Source organism: Cryobacterium sp. Sr3 (assembly GCF_004402835.1).
Taxonomy (GTDB): domain Bacteria; phylum Actinomycetota; class Actinomycetes; order Actinomycetales; family Microbacteriaceae; genus Cryobacterium; species Cryobacterium sandaracinum.
In genome coordinates this window covers 1-18,323 of sequence record NZ_SOFA01000033.1, presented here as the reverse complement: position 1 = coordinate 18,323, position 18,323 = coordinate 1, and the positions used below count along the sequence as shown (strand labels likewise).

Here is an 18,323-nt window from a genome sequence, read left to right as displayed (position 1 = left end):
CGCTCGGCGATAGGGCTCAAGAAGGCTAACGAAGGACCAACCGTGACCCACCCGTATCCGTTGTATGTGGCCATCCGGGCGCAGTGCTTCTGCTGCCAGTCGCTGCAGCCGTTCACGTTCACCTCGGCGACCGACCAGGTGGTCTGCGCATCCTGCCTGCACCACCTGGGGGCGGAAAAGGCCACCCGCCGGGACGCGGAGCACATCAAGCTGTGGGTCGGGCAATACGCCGACCAGCAGGAGAACCACCGGCAGTTCGCCGAGAAGTCGGCGGGGGCGGATGCCGAGCAGCAGGCGGTGATCGACGGGCTCACGGCCCAGGTGGTGGAGCTGCGCGGCGTCGTGGCCGGCGAGTCCGACCGCACGAAGAGCGCCGGGGTGCGCGCGCTCCTCGAGAGTGACCTGGTGCGGCGCGCCGAGCGGAAGACCGAGCTCGCGCACCGTCAGCTCGACTGGGCTATGGCCGTGCTCTGGCGGATCGGGCAGCTGCACCACGCCGTGGAGGGCATGCCGCTGGCCTGCGTCTGCGGGCGCGCCGCCGCGGCTTGCGCGGAAGGTCGGGCGATCGATCCGCAGCGGCAGGCCGTGCTCGACTGGGAGCGGAAGAACCTCGTGCTGCTGCGCGCCGGCTCCCGGCACGCCCTGCCCGACGACCACCCCGAGGTGCGGGCCTCGAGACGACAGCCGTGAGAGGTGCGGGCCGCCAACCCCTCAAACGTGTCGGTGCACCGGCGAGCGGACGGCGGGGGCCTACGCTGGAAAAATGGAACCCCTCAACACCCTGCACATTGTCTCCGGCGTCTTCATCGTCGGGCCCATGGCCATCCTCCCCATGACCGCCATGCGCTCCATGCGTGCAGGGGAAGCCGGCCAGGTGGCCTCACTGGCGAAGTCCACCAATCTCTTCACTCTGCTGTCGCTGCTGGTGGTGTTCCTCGGTTTCGGCGCGGCGGGCTTCAGGGACAACGCCTCCCTTGCGTCGACCTGGATCTGGCTGTCGATCGTGCTCTACGCGGTGGCCCTCGTACTCAGCCTGTTCCTGGTGGTTCCGGCCATGAAGTCGGTCTCGGAGCTCCTCGCCGAGCAGTCCGCCGGCGGTACCCGGGTCGCCGGCGCCAAGGTCGCCGGTTACTCGCGCGTGGCCATGGGCTCGGGCATCGTCTCGCTGCTCCTGGTGGTCGTGGTCGTGCTGATGGTGGTCAAGCCGGTCTAGCCGTTCACAGTCTCGCCGGGCTAGTCCAGGTCGCCCACCGAGACCAGGCCGTCGTGACGGCGGCCATCGAAGATGATCGTCGGGATCTTCACGGTGTGGATGCTCTCCTCGACCAGCCGTGTGTTCGCGGCGATGATGTCCGCGACCTCGTCGGAGGCGGCGACGGATGCCACGTCGGCGACCTGTTCCTGGCTCAGGCCGAATTCGGCCGACCAGTCCTGCAGCAGCGCGGTGGCGACAGCCGGCTCGGCGCCGTTGATCACGCTCTGCCAGGAAACGCCCTTGTCATCGACTTCCGTGTAGATCCGGCGCAGGATCTCCCAGTCGACCGGCGTGGCGGCGTCGGCGAGAGGGTTCAGCCGCAGCGCCTCGAGGTACTGGGTGACGAGCAGCGAGTTCTGGAACTTGTAGCCGTCGGCGGCGGCGATCGGGTAGGCGATGTAGGTGAGGTTCATCCGGTCGTCGAACCCGGCCTCCTCGATGTTGTTGAACAGCTGCAGGCAGTAGGTGCAGCCGGGGTCGATGACCTCGAGCGCGGTTTCCTTCTTCGCGTCGTAGACGCCCAGGTAGCTGGCGTTGGCGGGCAGGTATTCCTCGGCCTCCCAGTTCTGCATGCGGGAGGGGATCGCCGAGAACGTCTCGCCGAGGCTGGCGAAGTCGTTGCCGAAGGCGCCGATCACGTCGCCGGAGAGCAGGGACTCGCCGAAGGTGGGCGTCTGGTCGGGGATCGAGCAGGCCTCGGCGCCCAGGCTGCAGGATGCGGAATCCTGCTTGTTGCAGGTGCCGTAGACGTACAGGTTCACACCGCTCTTGACGACGACGTATGCGCTCCAGACGGTGGTGAGCACCACGAGCAGCGCGACCACCTCGAGGGCGACGGATGCCGGGCCGACGAGCTTCGGACGGCGCACCGCCAGCGGCGCGAGCAGGTGGTCCTTGATGTCCTGCTTGAAGGTGGTGTCGCAGGGGCGGAACGTGACACGGCGGAGGGTGCAGTTCCACGCCCTGCCTAGGTAGCGGCGGTATCGTGCCGACACGGCCCCCATGAGAACGAGAACGATGAATGCGGCAATGCAGAACACTTAGGAGAGGCCTTTCATCAGGCGCGCGAGGGCCTGTGCGGCCTGATCGACATCGGCCGTGGTTGAGTGCAGTCCGAGCGAGAAGCGCAGCAGCGGCGGCAGCCCGAGCTGGTCTTTCAGGTAGTGGTGGGCGCAGAAGTAGCCGCTGCGCACCATGATGTGGGACTGGGAGAGGAACACGGCGAGCCGGTGCGAATCCTGTTTCGGGGCGTAGGCGCTGATCACCGGGCTGGCCGCGGTGTTGACCAGAGTGAGGCCGGGGATGTCGCCGAGACCCTCGAAGAGACGCTGCGAGAGACCCTGAAGGTGCTCGGCCGCGGGCCGGCCGCCAGGGCGCACCTGTCCCAGCCACTCGATCGCACGGCGCAGGGCGATGATCTCGCCCCAGGCCTGCAGCCCGGGTTCGAGCAGGGCGCCCGGGTCGTTGGCGAGAAGGTCGTAGGAGTCTTCGCGGACGTCCGCCACCATGCCGCCGCCCACGAAGGTGAGCTCGAGGGAACTGAGCAGCTCGTGGGTGGCGACGACCACGCCGAGGCTGGCGCCGTACATCTTGTGGGCGGAGAAGCAGAGCGCGTCGGCCTCGGTTTTGGCCAGCAGGGTGCGTTCGTGCGCCATGGCCTGGGCGGCGTCGAGAATGACGATGCCGCCGCGGGCGTGGGTGTCGCGCACCAGGTCGGTGAGGTTGGTAAGCAGACGCCCGTCGATGTTGGAGGCCACGTTGACGACCACGATCGCGCGTTCGAGCTGGGCCGGCCGGTAGACCAGGGCGCCGTCGGGGGCGCGGTCGAGCACCAGGCGGGGCACCCCCAGTCGGGTCGCCGCCGTCATGGTGGGCAGGAAGACCGAATTGTGCTCGATGTGGCTCGTGACCATCTGCCCGAACCGGCCCTGCGGCAGCTGATGCAGCAGCAGGTTCAGCCCGAAGGTCGTGTTGAGGGTGAAGGAGACCGCGTGACCCCGGCCGGAGAGGCCGAGCAGCTCGAGCACGGCCCGGCGGGCGTCCTGCACCTCCCGGTCGACGCGGGTGCCCCAGGCGTATTTCACGCGCCCGCCGCAGGCGTTGTACTCCGTGTAGTACTCGGTCAGGGCGTCGAGGACCGGCTGCGGCCGGAGGCTCTGACAGGCGGAGTCGAGGTAGACCGCGCCGGGTTCGAGGTAAGCGAAATCGGCGAGACGGCCGGTTTCGACCGCAACCGGTGGCGTGCGCCGGAACAACCCAGTGTGCTTCATGTCCTTCAATTCTTTCGGGCTCATTCTAGGCGAGCAGCGGGTTCTGCCCGGCGCGGCTGGGAACCGGCTGGGAGCGTGGTGGTCATAGCTTCATCCGTCGCACCGGGCTAGGCCTGGGCCGCAACGAGCACGGTCCAGGTGAGACCGAAGTCGTCGCTCGCGACGACCCCGCGTCGGTCGGCGGCGAGGAGCCAGGGCACGCTCCCGCCGACGAAGCCGAAGGCCTCCGGGCTGCCGTCGGTCTGTCCTCCGCGGGTCCAGGTTCCGCTTCCGGCCTCCTCGTGCCAGAGCACGCCCTCCGGGTCGATGCCGACGACACCGCCGCCGGCCGCGGCATCCTGAACGTCGATCAGGTACAGCATCGGTGCGCCGGGGACCAGCGCGAACGTGCGCCCGGCATCCTTGCTCACGGCGAGGCCGTTCTCGGTGGTCGCGAAGACCCGGTTGGGGGTCGCCGGGTCGGCGGCGAGGTCGCGCAGCGCCACCGCGGCTCCGGGCGACCAGGTGGCCCCATCGTCGTCGCTGATGCTGACCCTGCCGGCGGCGGCGTCGTAGCCGTAGACGCGCAAGGCTCCCGGCGGCAGGGTCACCGCGTCGAGGTCGTGGAAGTCGGTCTTGCCGGCGAGAGAGACGTTCGACCACGTGGCTGCCGCATCCACGCTGCTGATCAGTCCCACGTTGGGGCCCACCAACGTTGACTCGTCGGAGCCCGGATGCCCGGAGGCCAGCAGCAGGCCCGGCGCTGCCACCGTGAAGCCCATGGCGTCGAAGGCCGGGCCATCGCTCAGGGTGGGCTGGGTGAGCCCGGCCTCCGGCGCGCCGGCCAGGTAGCTGTCGGGCAGCAGGTCGGTCGGGACCTGCCACACGCCCTGGTGCGTGCCGGCGTAGGTCTTGCCGGTGGACGGGTCGGCGCCGAGGCCGTGAATGTGTTCAAAAGCCGCCGTGGTGGGGGCGGACGTGCCGGTTGGCGGAGCAGCCGGAGTGGGCGCGCAACCGGCCAGCGCGGCCGCGAGGCCGACGGTGATCAGGGCGGCGCCGCCGAGGCGGAGGGTTCTGCTGGACGTCGTCATGGGTCAGTACGCGGCGAGGAGGTCGGTCATGACGGCGATTTCGGCGGATTGCGACGCGACGATGGTGGCCGAGAGGGTCTGGGCGTCGGCGTTGCTGCCCTCGTCGATGTGCGTCTGCGCCATGGCGATTGCGCCCTCGTGGTGCGCGATCATCAGCTTGAGGAACACCCGGTCGGCGTCTGCGCCCGAGGCGTTGCCGAGCGTCATCATGTCGGCCTCGCTCATCATGCCGTCGGTGCCGTGGTTCATGTCGGACATGCCGCCCGTTTCGGCGCCCCACTCGCCCAGCCAATCGGTCAGCTGGGTGATCTCGGGCTCCTGCGCGGCCTTGATCTTGGTCGCCAGGGCGACGACGCGCGGGTCGGTGCCGTGCTTGGCGAGGAAGTCGTCGCTCATCGCGACGGCCTGCTCGTGGTGGGGGATCATCATCTGGGCGAAGTCGACATCCGCGGCGTTGGCGTTGGCGGACGCGGTGGCGGTGGGTCCGTCGGCGGCCGGGGCGTCGGCGGCCGGGGTCGGGTCGCCGCAGGCGGTAAGGGTGAGCGCCGTGGTGAGCGCGGCGGCGGCGATCAGCGAGGTGCGGATGGTGCGGAGCATTGGTGTTCCATTCGTTGACAAAAGGTTGAGAAACCGGGGGCCGGGGTGCGGCCGGGCCGCGCAGGCCGGTGGGGTGCGCTGGCGAGGGTTTCGGCCTAAATGCGGCTGATGGAGAGCAGGGTGAGGCGGGGCCGATGCAGGTGCAGCGGAATCTCCCAAAAGGAGCCGACGATGAAGCTGCCGGCCTCGAGCAGGCGACGGCAGGCCGACGGGCGCCGTGCCAGCAGAATCAGGCCGACCAGCACAAGCAGCAGGGAACACGTCATCGAGAGGGTGGCCAGACCGGACATCGCGTGGGTGTCGGCGCTGCCGAGTGCGCCGGCGGAGAGGGCGACCACGGTCGCGGTCGCGGGCGCGATGCGCTCGAGCAGCGGGCCGGTGAGGGATGCGGGGAGGGATGCAGCGAGGGATGCAGCGAGAGGCGCGGCGGATGATGCGGTGTGCCCGGCCGCGGAGTGTGCGTCGGCGGTCATCGCAGTGGTCATGGTTGTTGACGCTGTTGTTGATGAGGGAGCGGGAGCGGTCGGGGCCGAGGACAGGCCGCCCGGTCCGTGCGCCGGCCCGTGTCCGGTTCCGGCCGTGTGCGCCGCGAGCAGGCAGAGCAGCAGCGCGGCCATCATGAGCAGGGCGGAGTGGAAGACCCGGCGTCCACCACGGAGCGAGATCGCAGCGCGTGTGTGCAGCTTGCCGCCTCCGTCCGAACTGTGGTCTGGGCTTCCGTCGGCCTGTCGCTCACCGTGGATGCCCCCTCAGGGTATACCGGGCGGATCGGCGTCAGCTGGGAGCAGCCTCGGTCCGGGGCGACACCCGGGCCGGGGCTCACCCCCAGTCGAGCGCGAGCACCCACGACCCGTCGGTGTCGCGGCGCAGGTCGTAGCGGTGTTGTTCCTCGTCGCCGCGCGAGGCATCGAGGCGCCAGAGCTCGGTGTCGATGCGGGACGGCACGCCGCCGGCATTCTCCCACCAGCGGGTGCGGGTGAAGATCGCCTGCGGCTGGCCGATGACGGTGTGTTCGAACCGGTTCCAGATGAACGCCCGCGGGTCGCCGTCGATGGACAGCTCCACGTCGACGACTGCGTCAATGATCTGAGGCATGCGTGGCTCCCTTGATTTTCTCGAACATCTATTCGATTCTGTGAGTGTAGTTCATGCCGCCGACACTCGCCAGACCCGATCAGGAAATTGCTCGCGACCCCGGCACCGAGGACTTGCCCGGTTCTCGCGCGCCCAGGCTCGACGAGCCGGACCGGGGCGTGAGCCCGAGCCGCCGCACGATCTCGGCGGCCTCCTCGGCCGGAGCGCGGCCGGCGTCGATGGAGATCGCGCGCTCGTCGGCGTCAGGCGCCTCGAGTGTGGCCACCTGCGAATCGAGCAGGGAGGTCGGCATGTAGTGGTCGAGGCGCGTCGCAAGCCGGCGCCCGATCAGGTCCGTCGACCCGGTCAGGTGCACAAAGATCACGTTGTGCTCGCGCAGCACGTCACGGTAACGGCGCTTGAGCGCCGAGCAGGTGATGATTCCCGGCGCCCCCGCCATGGTGTGCTCGATGATCCACGAGGAGACCGTGTCGAGCCAGGGCGCGCGGTCCTCGTCGTTCAAAGGCCGACCGGCAGACATCTTGTCGATGTTCGCCTGGGGATGCAGGTCGTCGCCCTCCTCGAGATCCCAGCCCAGCTGGCCGGCGAGGAGCCCCGCCACGGTGGACTTGCCGGATCCGGAGATGCCCATGATCACGAGCACGGGCTGCTGAGTCTCGAACATGCTAGATCACGATATTCAGCAGGAGGACGCCGGCAAGGCCGACCACGGAGATCAGACATTCCATCACGGTCCAGGTCTTCAGAGTCTGCCCGACGGTCGTGCCGAGATACTCCTTGACGAGCCAGAACCCGGCATCGTTGACGTGGGAGAGGAAGAGCGAACCGGCGCCGATGGCGAGAACCATCAGCGAGACATCCGTGCTGCCCAGGCTGGCCGCGACGGGGGCGAGGATGCCGGCGGCCGTCACGGTGGCGACGGTGGCCGACCCGGTAGCGACGCGGATCAGGGCGGCGACGAACCACGCCAGCACGAGCACCGAGACGCTGCTGCCGGCCACGGCGTCGGCGATGACGGTGCCGATGCCGGTGTCGATGAGCACCTGCTTGAACCCGCCGCCCGCACCCACGATGAGCAGGATGCCCGCGATCGGCGGGAGGGAGTCGGAGAGGGACCTGGCGACCCCGGCGCGGTCCATGCCGCCACCGCGACCGAAGACGATCATCGCGTAGATCACAGCGATGCCGAGGGCGATCATCGGCGTGCCGAGGAAGTCGAGCGTGGCGTTGAGAGGCGAGGTGGATCCCGGGTCGATCGCGTCGGCGATCGATCGGGCGAGCATCAGCACGACGGGGAGCAGGATGCCCGAGATGGTGATCAGGAAGCTCGGGCGCCGCATGTTCTCGCCCAGACCCTGATCCTCGTTGGTGAGGAACAGGGCCGGCACAGGCACGGAGACCCAGCGGCTCGCGAACCGGCTGAAGATCGGGCCGGCGATGATGACGGTCGGAATGGCGATGAGCACGCCGATCGCGAGAGTGAGCCCGAGGTTCGCATCGAGAGTGGTCACGGCCACGAGCGGACCGGGGTGCGGCGGCACCAGGCCGTGCATGACGGACAGGCCGGCGAGGGCCGGGATGGCGATGCGGATGAGCGAGAGCCCGCTGCGGCGGGCCACCAGGATGATCACCGGGATGAGCAGCACGAGGCCGACTTCGAAGAACATCGGCAGGCCGATCAGCCCGCCGATCAGGGCCATCGTCCACGGCAGGGTGCGGGCGCTCGAGCGCGTCACCAGCGAGTCGACGATGCGGTCGGCTCCGCCGGAGTCGGCCAGCAGCTTGCCGAACATGGCGCCGAAGCCGACCAGGATGCCGACGCCGGCCATGGTGGCGCCGAAGCCGGCGCTGAAGCTCGTGACGGCGGCGGCGGGAGCGAGGCCGGCCCCGACGCCGACGCCCACGGCGCCGATCGAGAGGGCGAGGAACGGATGCACCTTGAGCCAGGTGATGAGCAGGATGATCACCGCGACGCCGACGAGGGCGGCGAGGATGAGCTGGAGGTCGCTGCCGGCCGGTTCAATCGGAACCACCGGAGCCGCGTAGGGAAGAATCATCTGAATTTCCATTCCGAGGCTGCTTCACTGCGACCTCATCGTCCAATAATCTGATTAATCAGATATTTGAGTGTGGCACACGAATCGTGACTCCGGGACCAACGCCGGTACGATCACGATGGGCGACGTCGCGACGACGCGCGCGGCCAGTCCGCAGGGAGAAGCTGAGATGAACCGTGGGGCGGGCGCAGGAGTGTGGCGTGAGCGAGGGCTTCATGCGCGGGTGGTGAACTCGCTGGGCCAACAGATCGTCGACGGCGGATACCTGACCGGCGACATCCTGAACCTGGACGTGATCAGCGAGGAATTCGCGGTTTCTCGCTCCGTGCTGCGCGAGGCACTGCGGGTGCTGCAGTCGCTGGGTATGGTCGAGCCGCGGCAGCGGGTGGGCACCCAGGTGCTGCCCCGCACCTCCTGGGACCTGATGCACCCGCAGATCATCTACTGGCGCGGACGCGGCACCGACTATCTCACCCAGATGCGCGAGATGCTCGAACTGCGCCTTGGAATCGAGCCTGTGGCCGCCCGACTGAGCGCGCGCCTGATGACCGCCGAGCAGCTGGACGCGGTGCGGGCGGCAGCCGAGGGCATGGTCGCGGCTGATCTTGCCGGCGACGGTCGCGGGTTCCTCGAGGCCGACATCGAGTTCCACTCCCTGATCCTGATCGCCTCCGGCAACAGCGTGATGGGGCACTTCGCCGGCACGGTCGCGGCGCTCCTCCGCACGCGCGAGGAGGAGAAGCGCTTCACCATCACCGAGTACACGCCGCCGTCGGCCCACCGGCACAACCAGCTGGCCGAGGCGCTGTTCGCGCGCGACGAGGATGCCGCGTACCGCTGGTCGTATGCCACGATCGAAGCCACCCTGACCGAGTTCATCCAGGAATCGGGCCGCGCCGAACGGGGCCTCGGGGCCTGAGGCTGCCGGCCTGGCGCAGTGTCCGTTGCCCGGCACCTCGTGCTCAGAGCCGGGCGAGCCGCTCGATGTCCTCCAGGAATTCGCTGGCGACCTGGGCCGACACGGTCGTGCGGGTCGACCGGATCGCGACCAGGTAGTCCTCGGTGCCCGGGCCGCCGGGCGTCGACTCGTCCTCCCCCTCGAACAGTGCGCGTTCCAGCGCCTGCTGGGAGGCGCGCCGGGCGGCGTACTCGATGTCGGCTGGTGAGAACCCGTCGCTTGCGGTGACGAGCGCGCTCAGGTCGACCGTGCTTTTCCTGCCCTCGGGGATGTAGCGCTCCCAGATGGCCTGGCGGGCGGCGACATCCGGAAGCCCGATCGGGATGACGTAGTCGAAGCGTCCGTGCCGGAGAAAGGCGGAATCGAGGGCGCGGATGAAGTTCGTGGCGCAGACCAGGAGCCGGCCGGGCTGCTCGCGGAAGGCGGGAATGATCTTCAGCAGCTCATTGGTGACGCCCTGCAGCGCCGAGGGTGGCTCGCCGCCGCGTTGCGCCGCGATCTCCTCGACCTCGTCGATGAACACGACCGCGTGCTCCAGCTCGGAGATCTTCAGGAAGGTCTCCCGAAGCGCACCGGCAAGGCCCTTGGGGTCAGCCGCGAGCCGCGAGGGGAAGACCTCGACAAAGGGCCATTCCAGCCGCGACGCGATGGCCTTTGCGAAGGTGGTCTTGCCCGTTCCGGGAGGCCCGAAGAGCACGACCGCCTTCGGTGGCACGACGCCGTACTGTTCGGCCATGTCGGGTTTGGCCAGCGGCATGACGAGCCTTCGTTCGAGCAGCTCCTTTTCGGTTCGCATGCCGCCGACGCCCTCCCAGAGATCGCGCGGCAGGATGCGCCCGCCCAGTTCGCTGAGCGATCGCAGCTCCTCGCGCTGCACCGGGATGTGGCGCTCGAAGTAGCGCAGGTGCTGCTTGACCTCGAAGCCCCGCTTCACGAAGGCGTCGACGCGCGTGGCCGATTCGGGCATCAGCGCGGACAGCTTGGTCAACGCGTGCCGGGACATCTTCTTCTCGAGGGCGGCCAGCAGGGCCGTGCCGATGCCGCGGCCCTGGTAGCGCTGCGCGGTGGCGAGGAAGACGACCCAGCCCTGGGCGTGGGCGGCGCGGCCCACGGCGGCCCCGACGACCTCGTCGCCGGCAAGGGCGACCACGGCGTCATCCTTCTGGCAGGAGGCCAGCACCTCGGACAGGCCGTAGACGGGCTCCGTCTTGGCGGCCGTGATCTCTTCCCAGAGGCGAAGGATACCGTCGAGGTCGTCCGAGTGAAAGTCGCGGATCCGCCAACCAGTCATGAGTGCTCCTTCGCGCCGACACGTACGCTTCCCAATCTATGGCACTTGCGTCGCCGAACTAGCGATCAGCCAAGCGGCGGGCAAGGTAAGGCGCGGTGCGGCTGTGCGGGTGCCGCGCGACGGCATCCGGGGTTCCGGTCGCCACGATCTGGCCGCCCGCATCTCCGCCGGCCGGTCCCAGGTCGATCACCCAGTCGGCGGCGGCCACCACATCGAGGTTGTGCTCGACGACGATCACCGTATTGCCGGCGTCGACGAGGCGGCCCAGCTGGGCCAGGAGAAGGCGGACATCCGCGGGGTGCAGTCCGGTGGTCGGCTCGTCGAGGAGGTACATCGTGTGGCCGCGGCGGGCGCGCTGCAGTTCGGTGGCGAGCTTGATGCGTTGGGCCTCGCCGCCGGAGAGCTCGGTGGCCGGCTGGCCGAGACGCAGGTAGCCGAGCCCGACCTCCCGCAGGGTGGCGAGGCTGCGGGCAGCGGCCGGCACGTCGGCGAGGAAGCCGGCGGCCTCCTCGACGCTCAGGCCGAGCACGTCGGCGATGGACTTGCCCTGATAGGTCACCTGAAGGGTCTCCGGGTTGTAGCGCGAGCCAAGGCAGGTCGGGCAGGGCGTGTAGCTGCCGGGCAAGAAGAGCAGCCCGACGCTCACCGAGCCCTCTCCAAGACAGGTCTCGCAGCGGCCGCCGGGCACGTTGAAGGAAAACCGCCCGGCGCCGTAGCCGCGCTTCCGGGCCTCGTCCGTGGCCGCGAAGGTCGCGCGCACCGCGTCGAAGAGCCCGGTGTAGGTGGCCAGGTTGGAGCGCGGAGTGCGCCCGATCGGCTTCTGGTCCACGCGCACCAGGCGGTCCACGGCCTCCAGGCCGGTGATCCGGTCGACCCGCGCCCGCGGCTCGGGGTCGCCGCGTTCGCCGTCGTCGTCGTCGACGGCGCCTGCGGCTGCCGTCGGATCAGAGGCGACGGCGACGTCGGACTCCGGATGCAGCGCGAGCCGCACGGCATCCGCCAAAACCTGGCTGACCAGGGTGGATTTGCCCGAACCGGACACGCCGGTCACCGCGGTCAGCACACCGAGTGGGAAGCCGGCGTCGACGCCTCGGAGGTTGTGCCGGGTGACACCGTGCAGGCCCAGCCAGCGTTCTGGTGTGCGCAGCGCCGCGGGCTGGGGCGCGTCGGGCTGGGGCGGGGCTGGCGCGGCCGGCTCCGGCGCGGCCGGGAACAGGAACTGCCGGGTAACCGACTCCGACACATCGGCCAAACCTGCGATGGGTCCGCTGTAGAGCACGCCGCCGCCGCCGGCCCCGGCCAGCGGGCCCACGTCGACGACCCAGTCGGCGCGGCGCACGATGTCCATGTTGTGCTCGACGACGAAGACCGAGTTGCCGGATGCCTTCAGCTGCTCCAGCACGAGCAGCAGCGGTTCGGCGTCGGCCGGGTGCAGCCCGGCCGACGGTTCGTCGAGCACGTAGATCACGCCGAACAGGCCCGAGCGCAGCTGGGTGGCGATGCGCAGGCGCTGCATCTCGCCGGGGGAGAGGGTGGGCGTCGCGCGCCCGAGGCTCAGGTAGCCGAGGCCCAGTTCGAGCAGCACCTCGATGCGGGCGAGCAGGTCCCGGGTGAGGGTCACGGCGGCCTCCGTGGGCTCCGCGGCGTGCGGCCTCGCGGTGTGCGGCTCCGCGGAATCAGGCGCGGCGGTGCGCTCGGCGCCGCTCGCCCGGAGCGTCGGGCGAAGCAGCTCGGCGAGCACGGTCAGCGGCAGCAGGTTGAGCTGGGCGATCGACCGGCCGGCCACCGTGACCGCCAGGGCCGCGGGCGTGAGACCGCTGCCGTCGCACAGCGGACACGGGCCGGATTCGACGAACCGCAGCGCGCGCTCCCGCTGACTCTGGCTCTTGGAGTCGGCCAGGGTGTGCAGCACGTAGCTCCTCGCGCTCCAGAATCGGCCCTGGTACGGCTTGGCGATGCGGTCGCGCTGCGGGGTGACCTCCACCACGGGCTGTTCCTCAGTGAACAGGATCCAGTCCCGCGCAGAGCGCGGCAGGTCCTGCCAGGCGGTGTCCACGTCGTAGCCAAGGGTGATCAGGATGTCCCGCAGGTTCTTGCCCTGCCAGGCGCCCGGCCAGGCCGCGATGGCGCCGTCACGGATGCTCAGGGCAGGGTCGGGCACGAGGGTCGCCTCGGTCACGGTGTGCGCCGTGCCGAGGCCGTGGCACTGCGGGCAGGCGCCGGCCACGGTGTTGGGGGAGAAGGAGTCGGACTCGAGGCGTGGGGCAGCCGCCGGGTACATGCCGGCCCGGGAATACAGCATGCGCAGCGAGTTGGACAGGGTGGTCAGGGTGCCCACGCTCGAGCGGGAGCTGGGCGCGCCTCGGCGCTGCTGCAGGGCCACGGCCGGCGGCAGCCCCATGATTTCGTCAACCTGCGGGGTGTGGCCCTGCTGGATCAGCCGACGCGCGTAGGGCGCGACGGACTCCAGAAACCGGCGCTGGGCCTCCGCGAAGATGGTGCCGAACGCCAGCGACGACTTTCCGGAGCCGGAGACCCCGGTGAAGGCGACGATGGCGTCCCGGGGAACGTCGACATCAACGTTCCGGAGGTTGTTCTCCCGAGCCCCGCGCACCTGCACGAAGCCCGCGAATGGCGCGTTCCCTAGTGCGGTCGACGGAGCGTTCCGGGTCGAGGCGGCGGTGTCGGCGTCAGGTCGAGGCGGTTGCATCCGCCGACTCTAGCCCGAACGTCTGGGCGGATGCCGGGCTAGAGACAGTGGACCTGAGAGGCGACGCGGTATACTGGTGAATTGCGATCCCGTCCGCTGATGGTGGTGGGCCGGTCTTCATCTCGATGCTCAACCGTGACAGATCCCGATGTTCTACCGTGACAATCTCGATCGCTCTTCTATTGAACCAGGCTCAGCGGCGTGCCGTTCAAACCACGTTTGAGACTGAGAGAACCATTGGCTGATACATCCGGATCCACCGCTACCCACTACGTTTCCCTGCTGCGTTCGGCGTCCCTGAAGAGAGCGTTCCTGTCCCGCCAGTCCCCGCCGAGCGCCGCCCCAATCGGCGAGCGTCGCTGAGTACCCCATGGCCGACCGCACCACTCCCACCGGTTCCGACCAGCAGGTACCTGCCAACCAGGTCTCGATGCCCCGCTGGGCCGAACTCAAGCGCGCTTACGTCGCGCGGCTCTCGAAGAGCGAGCGCGCCGCACTGGCCGCAGCCGCCGAGCATGCGAACGACCCCCCGGAGTGACCCGTCGGTTCCCCTGAGCCGGTGTAGAACCAATTCGACGGAGATTTTGGCGTGAAAGCGCTCTTTCGCAGGATTTAGGTCCGATTCGCGCAAAATCTCCGCCGAATTCGTTCGGGCCGTAAGGGCGCGCCGGTCACGGCAGGCGCAGGTGGTCAACGGGCATCATGACCAGCGGCGCGCGCAATTCCATCAGGTCCCGGGCGTGCTGGTCGAGCCGCTTGTCCTCCGGGGTGATCAGCGTCAGTGGTTCTACCGGCTCGGCGTGCCCGTCCGCGCCGAGTGCGACGAAAATGCTCATGCACTGCGTCGTGAGGTGCAAATCGTGGGGCGTGCGTGGACTGCCCGAGCGCACCCGGATGCTGATGTGCATGCTGCGCTTGCCTGTGTGGATGAGCCGGGCATCCACTTCGACGATGTGCCCGATGTGGATCGGCCGGTAGAAGTGGATGCCGCCCGAGTAGACGGCAACGGCCGCTACGGAGCTCCAGGCCGCCGCCGTAGCGAAGGCGGCCTCATCGATCCAGCGCATCACGGTTCCGCCGTGGGCGTTGCCGCCCCAGTTCGCGTCGGCGGGGTCGGCCAAAAACCGGAACATCGTGCCTGGCGTGGTGCTGTCATCGGTATATTCCTGTGAGCGCATGACAGTCTGGATGCGCTTGCGCGGCTCGAGCCGGGCCGTCGCGTTCTCTTGCAGCTCCCGGTCGACGTCGGAGTGGGGCACCCACAAGGGAACTTCCTGCGGCTTCCCGGCATCGTCGACGGCGACGAAGACGAGGATGCAGTGGGTCGCCGGACTGTATTCCCGGGCGCGGACATCCGTGGTCTCGACCGTGACAAGCACGTGCATGCTCGTGCGTCCGGTGTGGATGATGCGGGCGTGCACCTCGACCAGGTTGCCGGGCTTTATCGGCCGGGTAAAGTGCACATTGCCGACGTAGGCGGTGACCGTGTCGGATGCGCTCCAGCCCACCGCACAGGCGTAAGCGGCCTTGTCAATCCACTCGAGCACGCTGCCAGCGGCCACGGTCGCGCCCGAAGCGGCGACGTCGGCGGGAACGGCCATGAACCGCAGGGTGATGCGGTCGTCGGGCATGCCCGCGTCGAATTGCGACATCGAACGGACAGGTGCGGCGGTCACGGATACTCCAACGAAAGCAGGTCAGGGGCTTCGGTCCAGACTTTCACATCCGGGCAGGCTGCGGGACAAGGCTGCGGGACAGGGCCGCGGGACGGGGCAGCCGGGACGGGGCAGCCGGGGCAGGGGAGTCGGGTGCGGGCCAGACCGTTGCCGGTCAGCCGTGGGTGCGGCGGTGTTCCTCGAGCGCCTCGACGACGAGGTCGTGGTCATCGCGCTGGGCCAGCCCGGAGACGCCGACGACGCCAATGAGCGAGCCCCGTACGCGCAGGGGGAAGGCGCCGCCGTGCGCGGCGTGTGTGTTCGGGTCGAGGTTCGAGTCGGTGCTGAAGTCGCGGGAGTTCGCTCGGAAGCGCATGCCCACGGCGTAGGAGGAGTTGGCGAAGCGCCGCACCACCCGGAACTTGTTCTCGAGCCAGGCGTCATTGTCGGCGCAGGCACCGGGCAGGGCGGCATGGAAGACGCGCTGGTCGCCGAACATGATCGACACCGCGATCGGATGCCGCCGGGCGTTTCCGAGTTCCACGAGCCGCGACCCGACGGCCCAGGCGTCGCCCACGTCGAAGGAGTCGAACTGAATGACACGTTCCTGCTCGAAAAGCAGCGGGAGAAGGTCTGCGGCGTCGTGCGCGTCGGTCATCGCATGCCTTTCGGGTTGAATGATGAACAGGGCAGAGGCGCCCGCAGTCAGTCTTCCACTCCCGCGCTCGCAACGGGAGCCAGTGCTAACGCAAACGAGTCGCCAAATATCGATAAGCGTCGATATACTGGGAGGACCGTCATCACGGACAAGTCGTCCCCTCTGGATGCCGGTCTAGGAGATGGTCACCCATGGCACACATCGAGATTTTCGAACCGGGACTGTGCTGCGGCACAGGCATCTGCGGAGTCGACGTCGACCAGGCGCTGGTCACCTTCTCCGCGGACCTCGATTTCACCCGCGCGAACGGCGGCGACATTGCCCGATTCAACCTGGCCCAGGAGCCCCTCGCCTTCGTGCAGAACGAGGTGGCCCGCCAGTTCCTGCACACCGTCGGCCAGGAGGGCCTGCCCGTCACGCTCGTAGGGGGAGCCACCGTGCTCACCGGCCGCTACCCGACCCGCGCCGAGCTCGCGAGCTGGACCGACGTGGCGGCTGTCGACACCGGCGCGGCCAGTCACCGTGCGGCCGTGCAGCCGGAGGGAACGGTGCGGCTGCTAGCCATGGCCGGGTCCGGTAGCGCCACAGCCACCGAGATCATTGAAAATACCGCGGGCGCCGATGCCGGCTGCTGCGGCAACGGCGGCTGCTGCTAGGGCCGATCATGACGACCCTGCGCTTCCTCGACGACGCCCCACGTTTCCTCTTCTTCACCGGCAAGGGCGGGGTCGGCAAGACCTCCATCGCGTGCGCGAGCGCGGTGCGTCTGGCCGAGTCCGGGGCATCCGTGCTGCTGGTCAGCACCGATCCGGCCTCCAATGTGGGCCAGGTCTTCGGGGTGACCATCGGCAACACGGTCACGCCGATCGCGGCGGTGCCCGGCCTGTCGGCCCTCGAGATCGACCCCGAGCAGGCGGCCGCGCAGTACCGCGAACGCATCGTCGGCCCGGTGCGCGGCCTGCTGCCGCCCGCCGAGATGGCCTCGATCGAGGAGCAGCTCTCGGGTGCCTGCACCACCGAGATCGCCTCGTTCAACGAGTTCACCGACCTGCTGACGGATGCCGCGTGGACGGCCGCGTACGACCACATCCTCTTCGACACGGCCCCCACCGGGCACACCATCCGTCTGCTGCAGCTGCCCGGGTCGTGGACCGACTTCCTCACCGAGGGCACGGGCGACGCGTCCTGCCTCGGGCCGCTCTCCGGCCTCGAGAAGCAGCGCGCCGTCTACGCCGACGCCGTGGCCGCCCTCGCCGACCCTGCCCGCACCCGGCTGGTGCTCGTGGCGCGCGCCCAGGGCGGCGCCCTGCGGGAGGCCGCCCGCACCCAGGCAGAACTCGCCGCCATCGGCATGCAGCGTCAGCACCTGGTGGTCAACGGCATCCTGCCGGCCGGACCGGCAACGGATTCTGATGCCGATACGGGCACGCCCGCCGAGGCCGACCCGCTCTTCGACGCCATCCGGGTGCGAGAACAGCAGGCGCTCGCCGCGATGCCCGCGGGGCTGCGCACCGCGCCCACCGACTACGTGGGGCTGAAGAGCACCAACATGGTCGGCTTGGCCGCGCTCCGCAGCCTGCTCGAGCCTGCAGTCGTCCCGACACCGGGCACCGGAATCGCCACGGTCGCTCCGGGGGCCCCGCTCTCGGCTCTCGTCGACGAGATCGAGGCCGGCGGCCACGGCCTGGTGATGCTGATGGGCAAGGGTGGTGTGGGCAAGACCACGCTCGCGGCGGCGATCGCCGTCAGCCTCGCCGAACGCGGGCTGCCCGTGCACCTCACCACGACCGACCCGGCCGCGCACCTCGACGACACCCTGGCCGGCCGGCTGGCGAACCTGACCGTGTCCCGGATCGACCCGGCCGTCGAAATCGCCAACTACACCGAGTGGGTCATGCGCACGAAGGGCGCTCACCTCGACGCGCAGGGCCAAGCCATGCTCCGCGAGGACCTGCGCTCGCCGTGCACGGAGGAGATCGCCGTGTTCCAGGCCTTCTCCCGCGTGAGCCGGGAGGCGAAGGGTACCTTCGTCGTGATGGATACCGCGCCCACGGGCCACACCCTGCTGCTGCTGGATGCGACCGGGTCGTACCACCGCGAGGTCACCCGGCAGCTGGGCGACGGCATCCGTCTGACGACGCCGATGATGCGGCTGCAGGACCCGGAGCAGACGAAAGTGATCCTGGTCACCCTCGCCGAGACCACGCCCGTGCTCGAGGCCGCGGAGCTGCAGGCCGACCTGGAGCGGGCCGGCATCACCCCGTGGGCGTGGATCGTGAACAACTCGATCGCCGCGGCGGCGCCGACCAACCCGCTGCTGCTCGCGCGGGCCCGGAACGAGCTCCCCGAGCTCGAGCACGTGCACGAGAAGCGCGCCCCGCGGCTCGCGGTGGTGCCGCTGCTGGCGGAGGAGCCGGTGGGCATTCCGGCGCTGCTCGCGCTCGCCGCGGGGCGGCAGCCCGCGCCGGCATCCGTTCGCTAGCTGGCCGGTCGGCCAGCGAGGGGGTCGGCCAGCGTTCCAGCCCCTACGTCTGTCGAGTCTGAGGCCCCGCAGTACCTGCGTCCCGAACGAATTCGACGGAGATTCTGGCTCTCCTGCTTCATCCGTGGGTTAAACCCGGCCGGGGAGTGCGGGTTTGTGGCCGCCGAGGCTGAGCATGGCCAGGGCGATGAGGGCGTCGGGTGATTTGAAGCCGAAGGCGATGCG

At 69.3% G+C, this 18,323-nt stretch carries 18 protein-coding genes; 6 read left to right on the top strand and 12 right to left on the bottom strand.

The genetic code is table 11. From position 1 onward, the window contains the following. Positions 1 to 42: 42 nt before the first annotated feature. Both E3N94_RS09090 and E3N94_RS09085 read left to right on the top strand, forming a co-directional pair. Positions 43 to 690, top strand: coding sequence for a hypothetical protein (locus tag E3N94_RS09090; protein ID WP_134342761.1), 648 nt, complete (start codon positions 43 to 45; stop codon positions 688 to 690). 73 nt (positions 691 to 763) lie between these two features. Further along, positions 764 to 1,213, top strand: coding sequence for a DUF2269 family protein (locus tag E3N94_RS09085; protein WP_134401985.1), 450 nt, complete (start codon positions 764 to 766; stop codon positions 1,211 to 1,213). A gap of 20 nt (positions 1,214 to 1,233) precedes the next feature. Here the strand turns inward: E3N94_RS09085 and E3N94_RS09080 are convergent, their stop codons facing one another. The 8 genes from E3N94_RS09080 to E3N94_RS09045 all read right to left on the bottom strand — a co-directional run bounded on the left by E3N94_RS09080 (position 1,234) and on the right by E3N94_RS09045 (position 8,356). Then, positions 1,234 to 2,259, bottom strand: a complete 1,026-nt coding sequence (locus tag E3N94_RS09080) for a hypothetical protein (RefSeq protein ID WP_233191368.1) — start codon at positions 2,257 to 2,259, stop codon at positions 1,234 to 1,236. Positions 2,260 to 2,295: 36 nt separating this feature from the next. Then, on the bottom strand, positions 2,296 to 3,525 hold the full coding sequence (locus tag E3N94_RS09075; RefSeq protein WP_158250248.1) for an aminotransferase class V-fold PLP-dependent enzyme: 1,230 nt from the start codon (positions 3,523 to 3,525) through the stop codon (positions 2,296 to 2,298). A gap of 107 nt (positions 3,526 to 3,632) precedes the next feature. Beyond that, a complete protein-coding gene (locus tag E3N94_RS09070; RefSeq protein ID WP_134401987.1) occupies positions 3,633 to 4,595 on the bottom strand; it encodes a F510_1955 family glycosylhydrolase in 963 nt (320 codons plus the stop codon). Between the two features lie 3 nt (positions 4,596 to 4,598). Continuing rightward, entirely contained in the window at positions 4,599 to 5,192 is a 594-nt protein-coding gene (locus tag E3N94_RS09065; protein WP_134375215.1) for a DUF305 domain-containing protein, read from the bottom strand. A gap of 95 nt (positions 5,193 to 5,287) precedes the next feature. Continuing rightward, positions 5,288 to 5,812 (bottom strand): hypothetical protein, encoded by a 525-nt coding sequence (locus E3N94_RS09060; protein ID WP_134570107.1) that lies wholly within the window; start codon positions 5,810 to 5,812, stop codon positions 5,288 to 5,290. 199 nt (positions 5,813 to 6,011) lie between these two features. Beyond that, entirely contained in the window at positions 6,012 to 6,287 is a 276-nt protein-coding gene (locus tag E3N94_RS09055) for a hypothetical protein (RefSeq protein WP_134375211.1), read from the bottom strand. Positions 6,288 to 6,366: 79 nt separating this feature from the next. After that, entirely contained in the window at positions 6,367 to 6,951 is a 585-nt protein-coding gene (locus E3N94_RS09050) for a gluconokinase (protein ID WP_104100588.1), read from the bottom strand. 1 nt (position 6,952) lies between these two features. Continuing rightward, positions 6,953 to 8,356, bottom strand: a complete 1,404-nt coding sequence (locus tag E3N94_RS09045) for a gluconate:H+ symporter (protein WP_241987094.1) — start codon at positions 8,354 to 8,356, stop codon at positions 6,953 to 6,955. A gap of 211 nt (positions 8,357 to 8,567) precedes the next feature. On the opposite strand from E3N94_RS09045, the gene E3N94_RS09040 reads away from it, so the two are divergent. After that, positions 8,568 to 9,263: an FCD domain-containing protein gene (locus E3N94_RS09040; RefSeq protein WP_158250247.1), complete on the top strand. Its 696-nt coding sequence runs from the start codon at positions 8,568 to 8,570 to the stop codon at positions 9,261 to 9,263. A 43-nt stretch (positions 9,264 to 9,306) separates the two neighbouring features. On the opposite strand, the gene E3N94_RS09035 is transcribed toward E3N94_RS09040, so the two are convergent. Continuing rightward, a complete protein-coding gene (locus E3N94_RS09035) occupies positions 9,307 to 10,593 on the bottom strand; it encodes a GNAT family N-acetyltransferase (RefSeq protein ID WP_104170965.1) in 1,287 nt (428 codons plus the stop codon). A 58-nt stretch (positions 10,594 to 10,651) separates the two neighbouring features. Further along, positions 10,652 to 13,303 carry an excinuclease ABC subunit UvrA gene (locus E3N94_RS09030; RefSeq protein ID WP_166784789.1) on the bottom strand — a complete coding sequence of 884 codons (2,652 nt, stop codon included), beginning with the start codon at positions 13,301 to 13,303 and terminating at the stop codon, positions 10,652 to 10,654. Positions 13,304 to 13,673: 370 nt separating this feature from the next. Between E3N94_RS09030 and E3N94_RS16550 the strand changes: the two genes are divergently transcribed. Continuing rightward, entirely contained in the window at positions 13,674 to 13,841 is a 168-nt protein-coding gene (locus tag E3N94_RS16550; RefSeq protein ID WP_166784790.1) for a hypothetical protein, read from the top strand. 133 nt (positions 13,842 to 13,974) lie between these two features. Here the strand turns inward: E3N94_RS16550 and E3N94_RS09025 are convergent, their stop codons facing one another. Both E3N94_RS09025 and E3N94_RS09020 read right to left on the bottom strand, forming a co-directional pair. Further along, positions 13,975 to 14,979, bottom strand: a complete 1,005-nt coding sequence (locus tag E3N94_RS09025) for an acyl-CoA thioesterase (RefSeq protein ID WP_241973083.1) — start codon at positions 14,977 to 14,979, stop codon at positions 13,975 to 13,977. Between the two features lie 154 nt (positions 14,980 to 15,133). After that, the gene (locus tag E3N94_RS09020; protein WP_134415772.1) at positions 15,134 to 15,616 is read right to left on the bottom strand and encodes a heme-degrading domain-containing protein; all 483 of its coding nucleotides are present in this window, start codon (positions 15,614 to 15,616) and stop codon (positions 15,134 to 15,136) included. A 191-nt stretch (positions 15,617 to 15,807) separates the two neighbouring features. Here E3N94_RS09020 and arsD point away from each other — a divergent pair, with 191 nt between their 5' ends. Then, positions 15,808 to 16,272 (top strand): arsenite efflux transporter metallochaperone ArsD, encoded by a 465-nt coding sequence (arsD, locus tag E3N94_RS09015; protein ID WP_134415774.1) that lies wholly within the window; start codon positions 15,808 to 15,810, stop codon positions 16,270 to 16,272. Between the two features lie 8 nt (positions 16,273 to 16,280). Beyond that, positions 16,281 to 18,098, top strand: coding sequence for an arsenical pump-driving ATPase (gene arsA, locus E3N94_RS09010; protein WP_277870678.1), 1,818 nt, complete (start codon positions 16,281 to 16,283; stop codon positions 18,096 to 18,098). Positions 18,099 to 18,323: the final 225 nt, after the last annotated feature.

What these genes read in the sequence shown, in the direction of transcription:
- E3N94_RS09070 (WP_134401987.1), bottom strand. Translation starts at nt 4,595, where the DNA reads ATGACGACGTCCAGCAGAACCCTCCGCCTCGGCGGCGCCGCCCTGATC.
- E3N94_RS09055 (WP_134375211.1), bottom strand. Translation starts at nt 6,287, where the DNA reads ATGCCTCAGATCATTGACGCAGTCGTCGACGTGGAGCTGTCCATCGAC.
- E3N94_RS09085 (WP_134401985.1), top strand. Translation starts at nt 764, where the DNA reads ATGGAACCCCTCAACACCCTGCACATTGTCTCCGGCGTCTTCATCGTC.
- E3N94_RS09030 (WP_166784789.1), bottom strand. Translation starts at nt 13,303, where the DNA reads ATGCAACCGCCTCGACCTGACGCCGACACCGCCGCCTCGACCCGGAAC.
- E3N94_RS09060 (WP_134570107.1), bottom strand. Translation starts at nt 5,812, where the DNA reads ATGATGGCCGCGCTGCTGCTCTGCCTGCTCGCGGCGCACACGGCCGGA.
- E3N94_RS09020 (WP_134415772.1), bottom strand. Translation starts at nt 15,616, where the DNA reads ATGACCGACGCGCACGACGCCGCAGACCTTCTCCCGCTGCTTTTCGAG.
- arsD (WP_134415774.1), top strand. Translation starts at nt 15,808, where the DNA reads ATGGCACACATCGAGATTTTCGAACCGGGACTGTGCTGCGGCACAGGC.
- E3N94_RS09075 (WP_158250248.1), bottom strand. Translation starts at nt 3,525, where the DNA reads ATGAAGCACACTGGGTTGTTCCGGCGCACGCCACCGGTTGCGGTCGAA.
- E3N94_RS09065 (WP_134375215.1), bottom strand. Translation starts at nt 5,192, where the DNA reads ATGCTCCGCACCATCCGCACCTCGCTGATCGCCGCCGCCGCGCTCACC.
- E3N94_RS09045 (WP_241987094.1), bottom strand. Translation starts at nt 8,356, where the DNA reads ATGGAAATTCAGATGATTCTTCCCTACGCGGCTCCGGTGGTTCCGATT.
- E3N94_RS09035 (WP_104170965.1), bottom strand. Translation starts at nt 10,593, where the DNA reads ATGACTGGTTGGCGGATCCGCGACTTTCACTCGGACGACCTCGACGGT.
- E3N94_RS16550 (WP_166784790.1), top strand. Translation starts at nt 13,674, where the DNA reads ATGGCCGACCGCACCACTCCCACCGGTTCCGACCAGCAGGTACCTGCC.
- arsA (WP_277870678.1), top strand. Translation starts at nt 16,281, where the DNA reads ATGACGACCCTGCGCTTCCTCGACGACGCCCCACGTTTCCTCTTCTTC.
- E3N94_RS09050 (WP_104100588.1), bottom strand. Translation starts at nt 6,951, where the DNA reads ATGTTCGAGACTCAGCAGCCCGTGCTCGTGATCATGGGCATCTCCGGA.
- E3N94_RS09080 (WP_233191368.1), bottom strand. Translation starts at nt 2,259, where the DNA reads ATGGGGGCCGTGTCGGCACGATACCGCCGCTACCTAGGCAGGGCGTGG.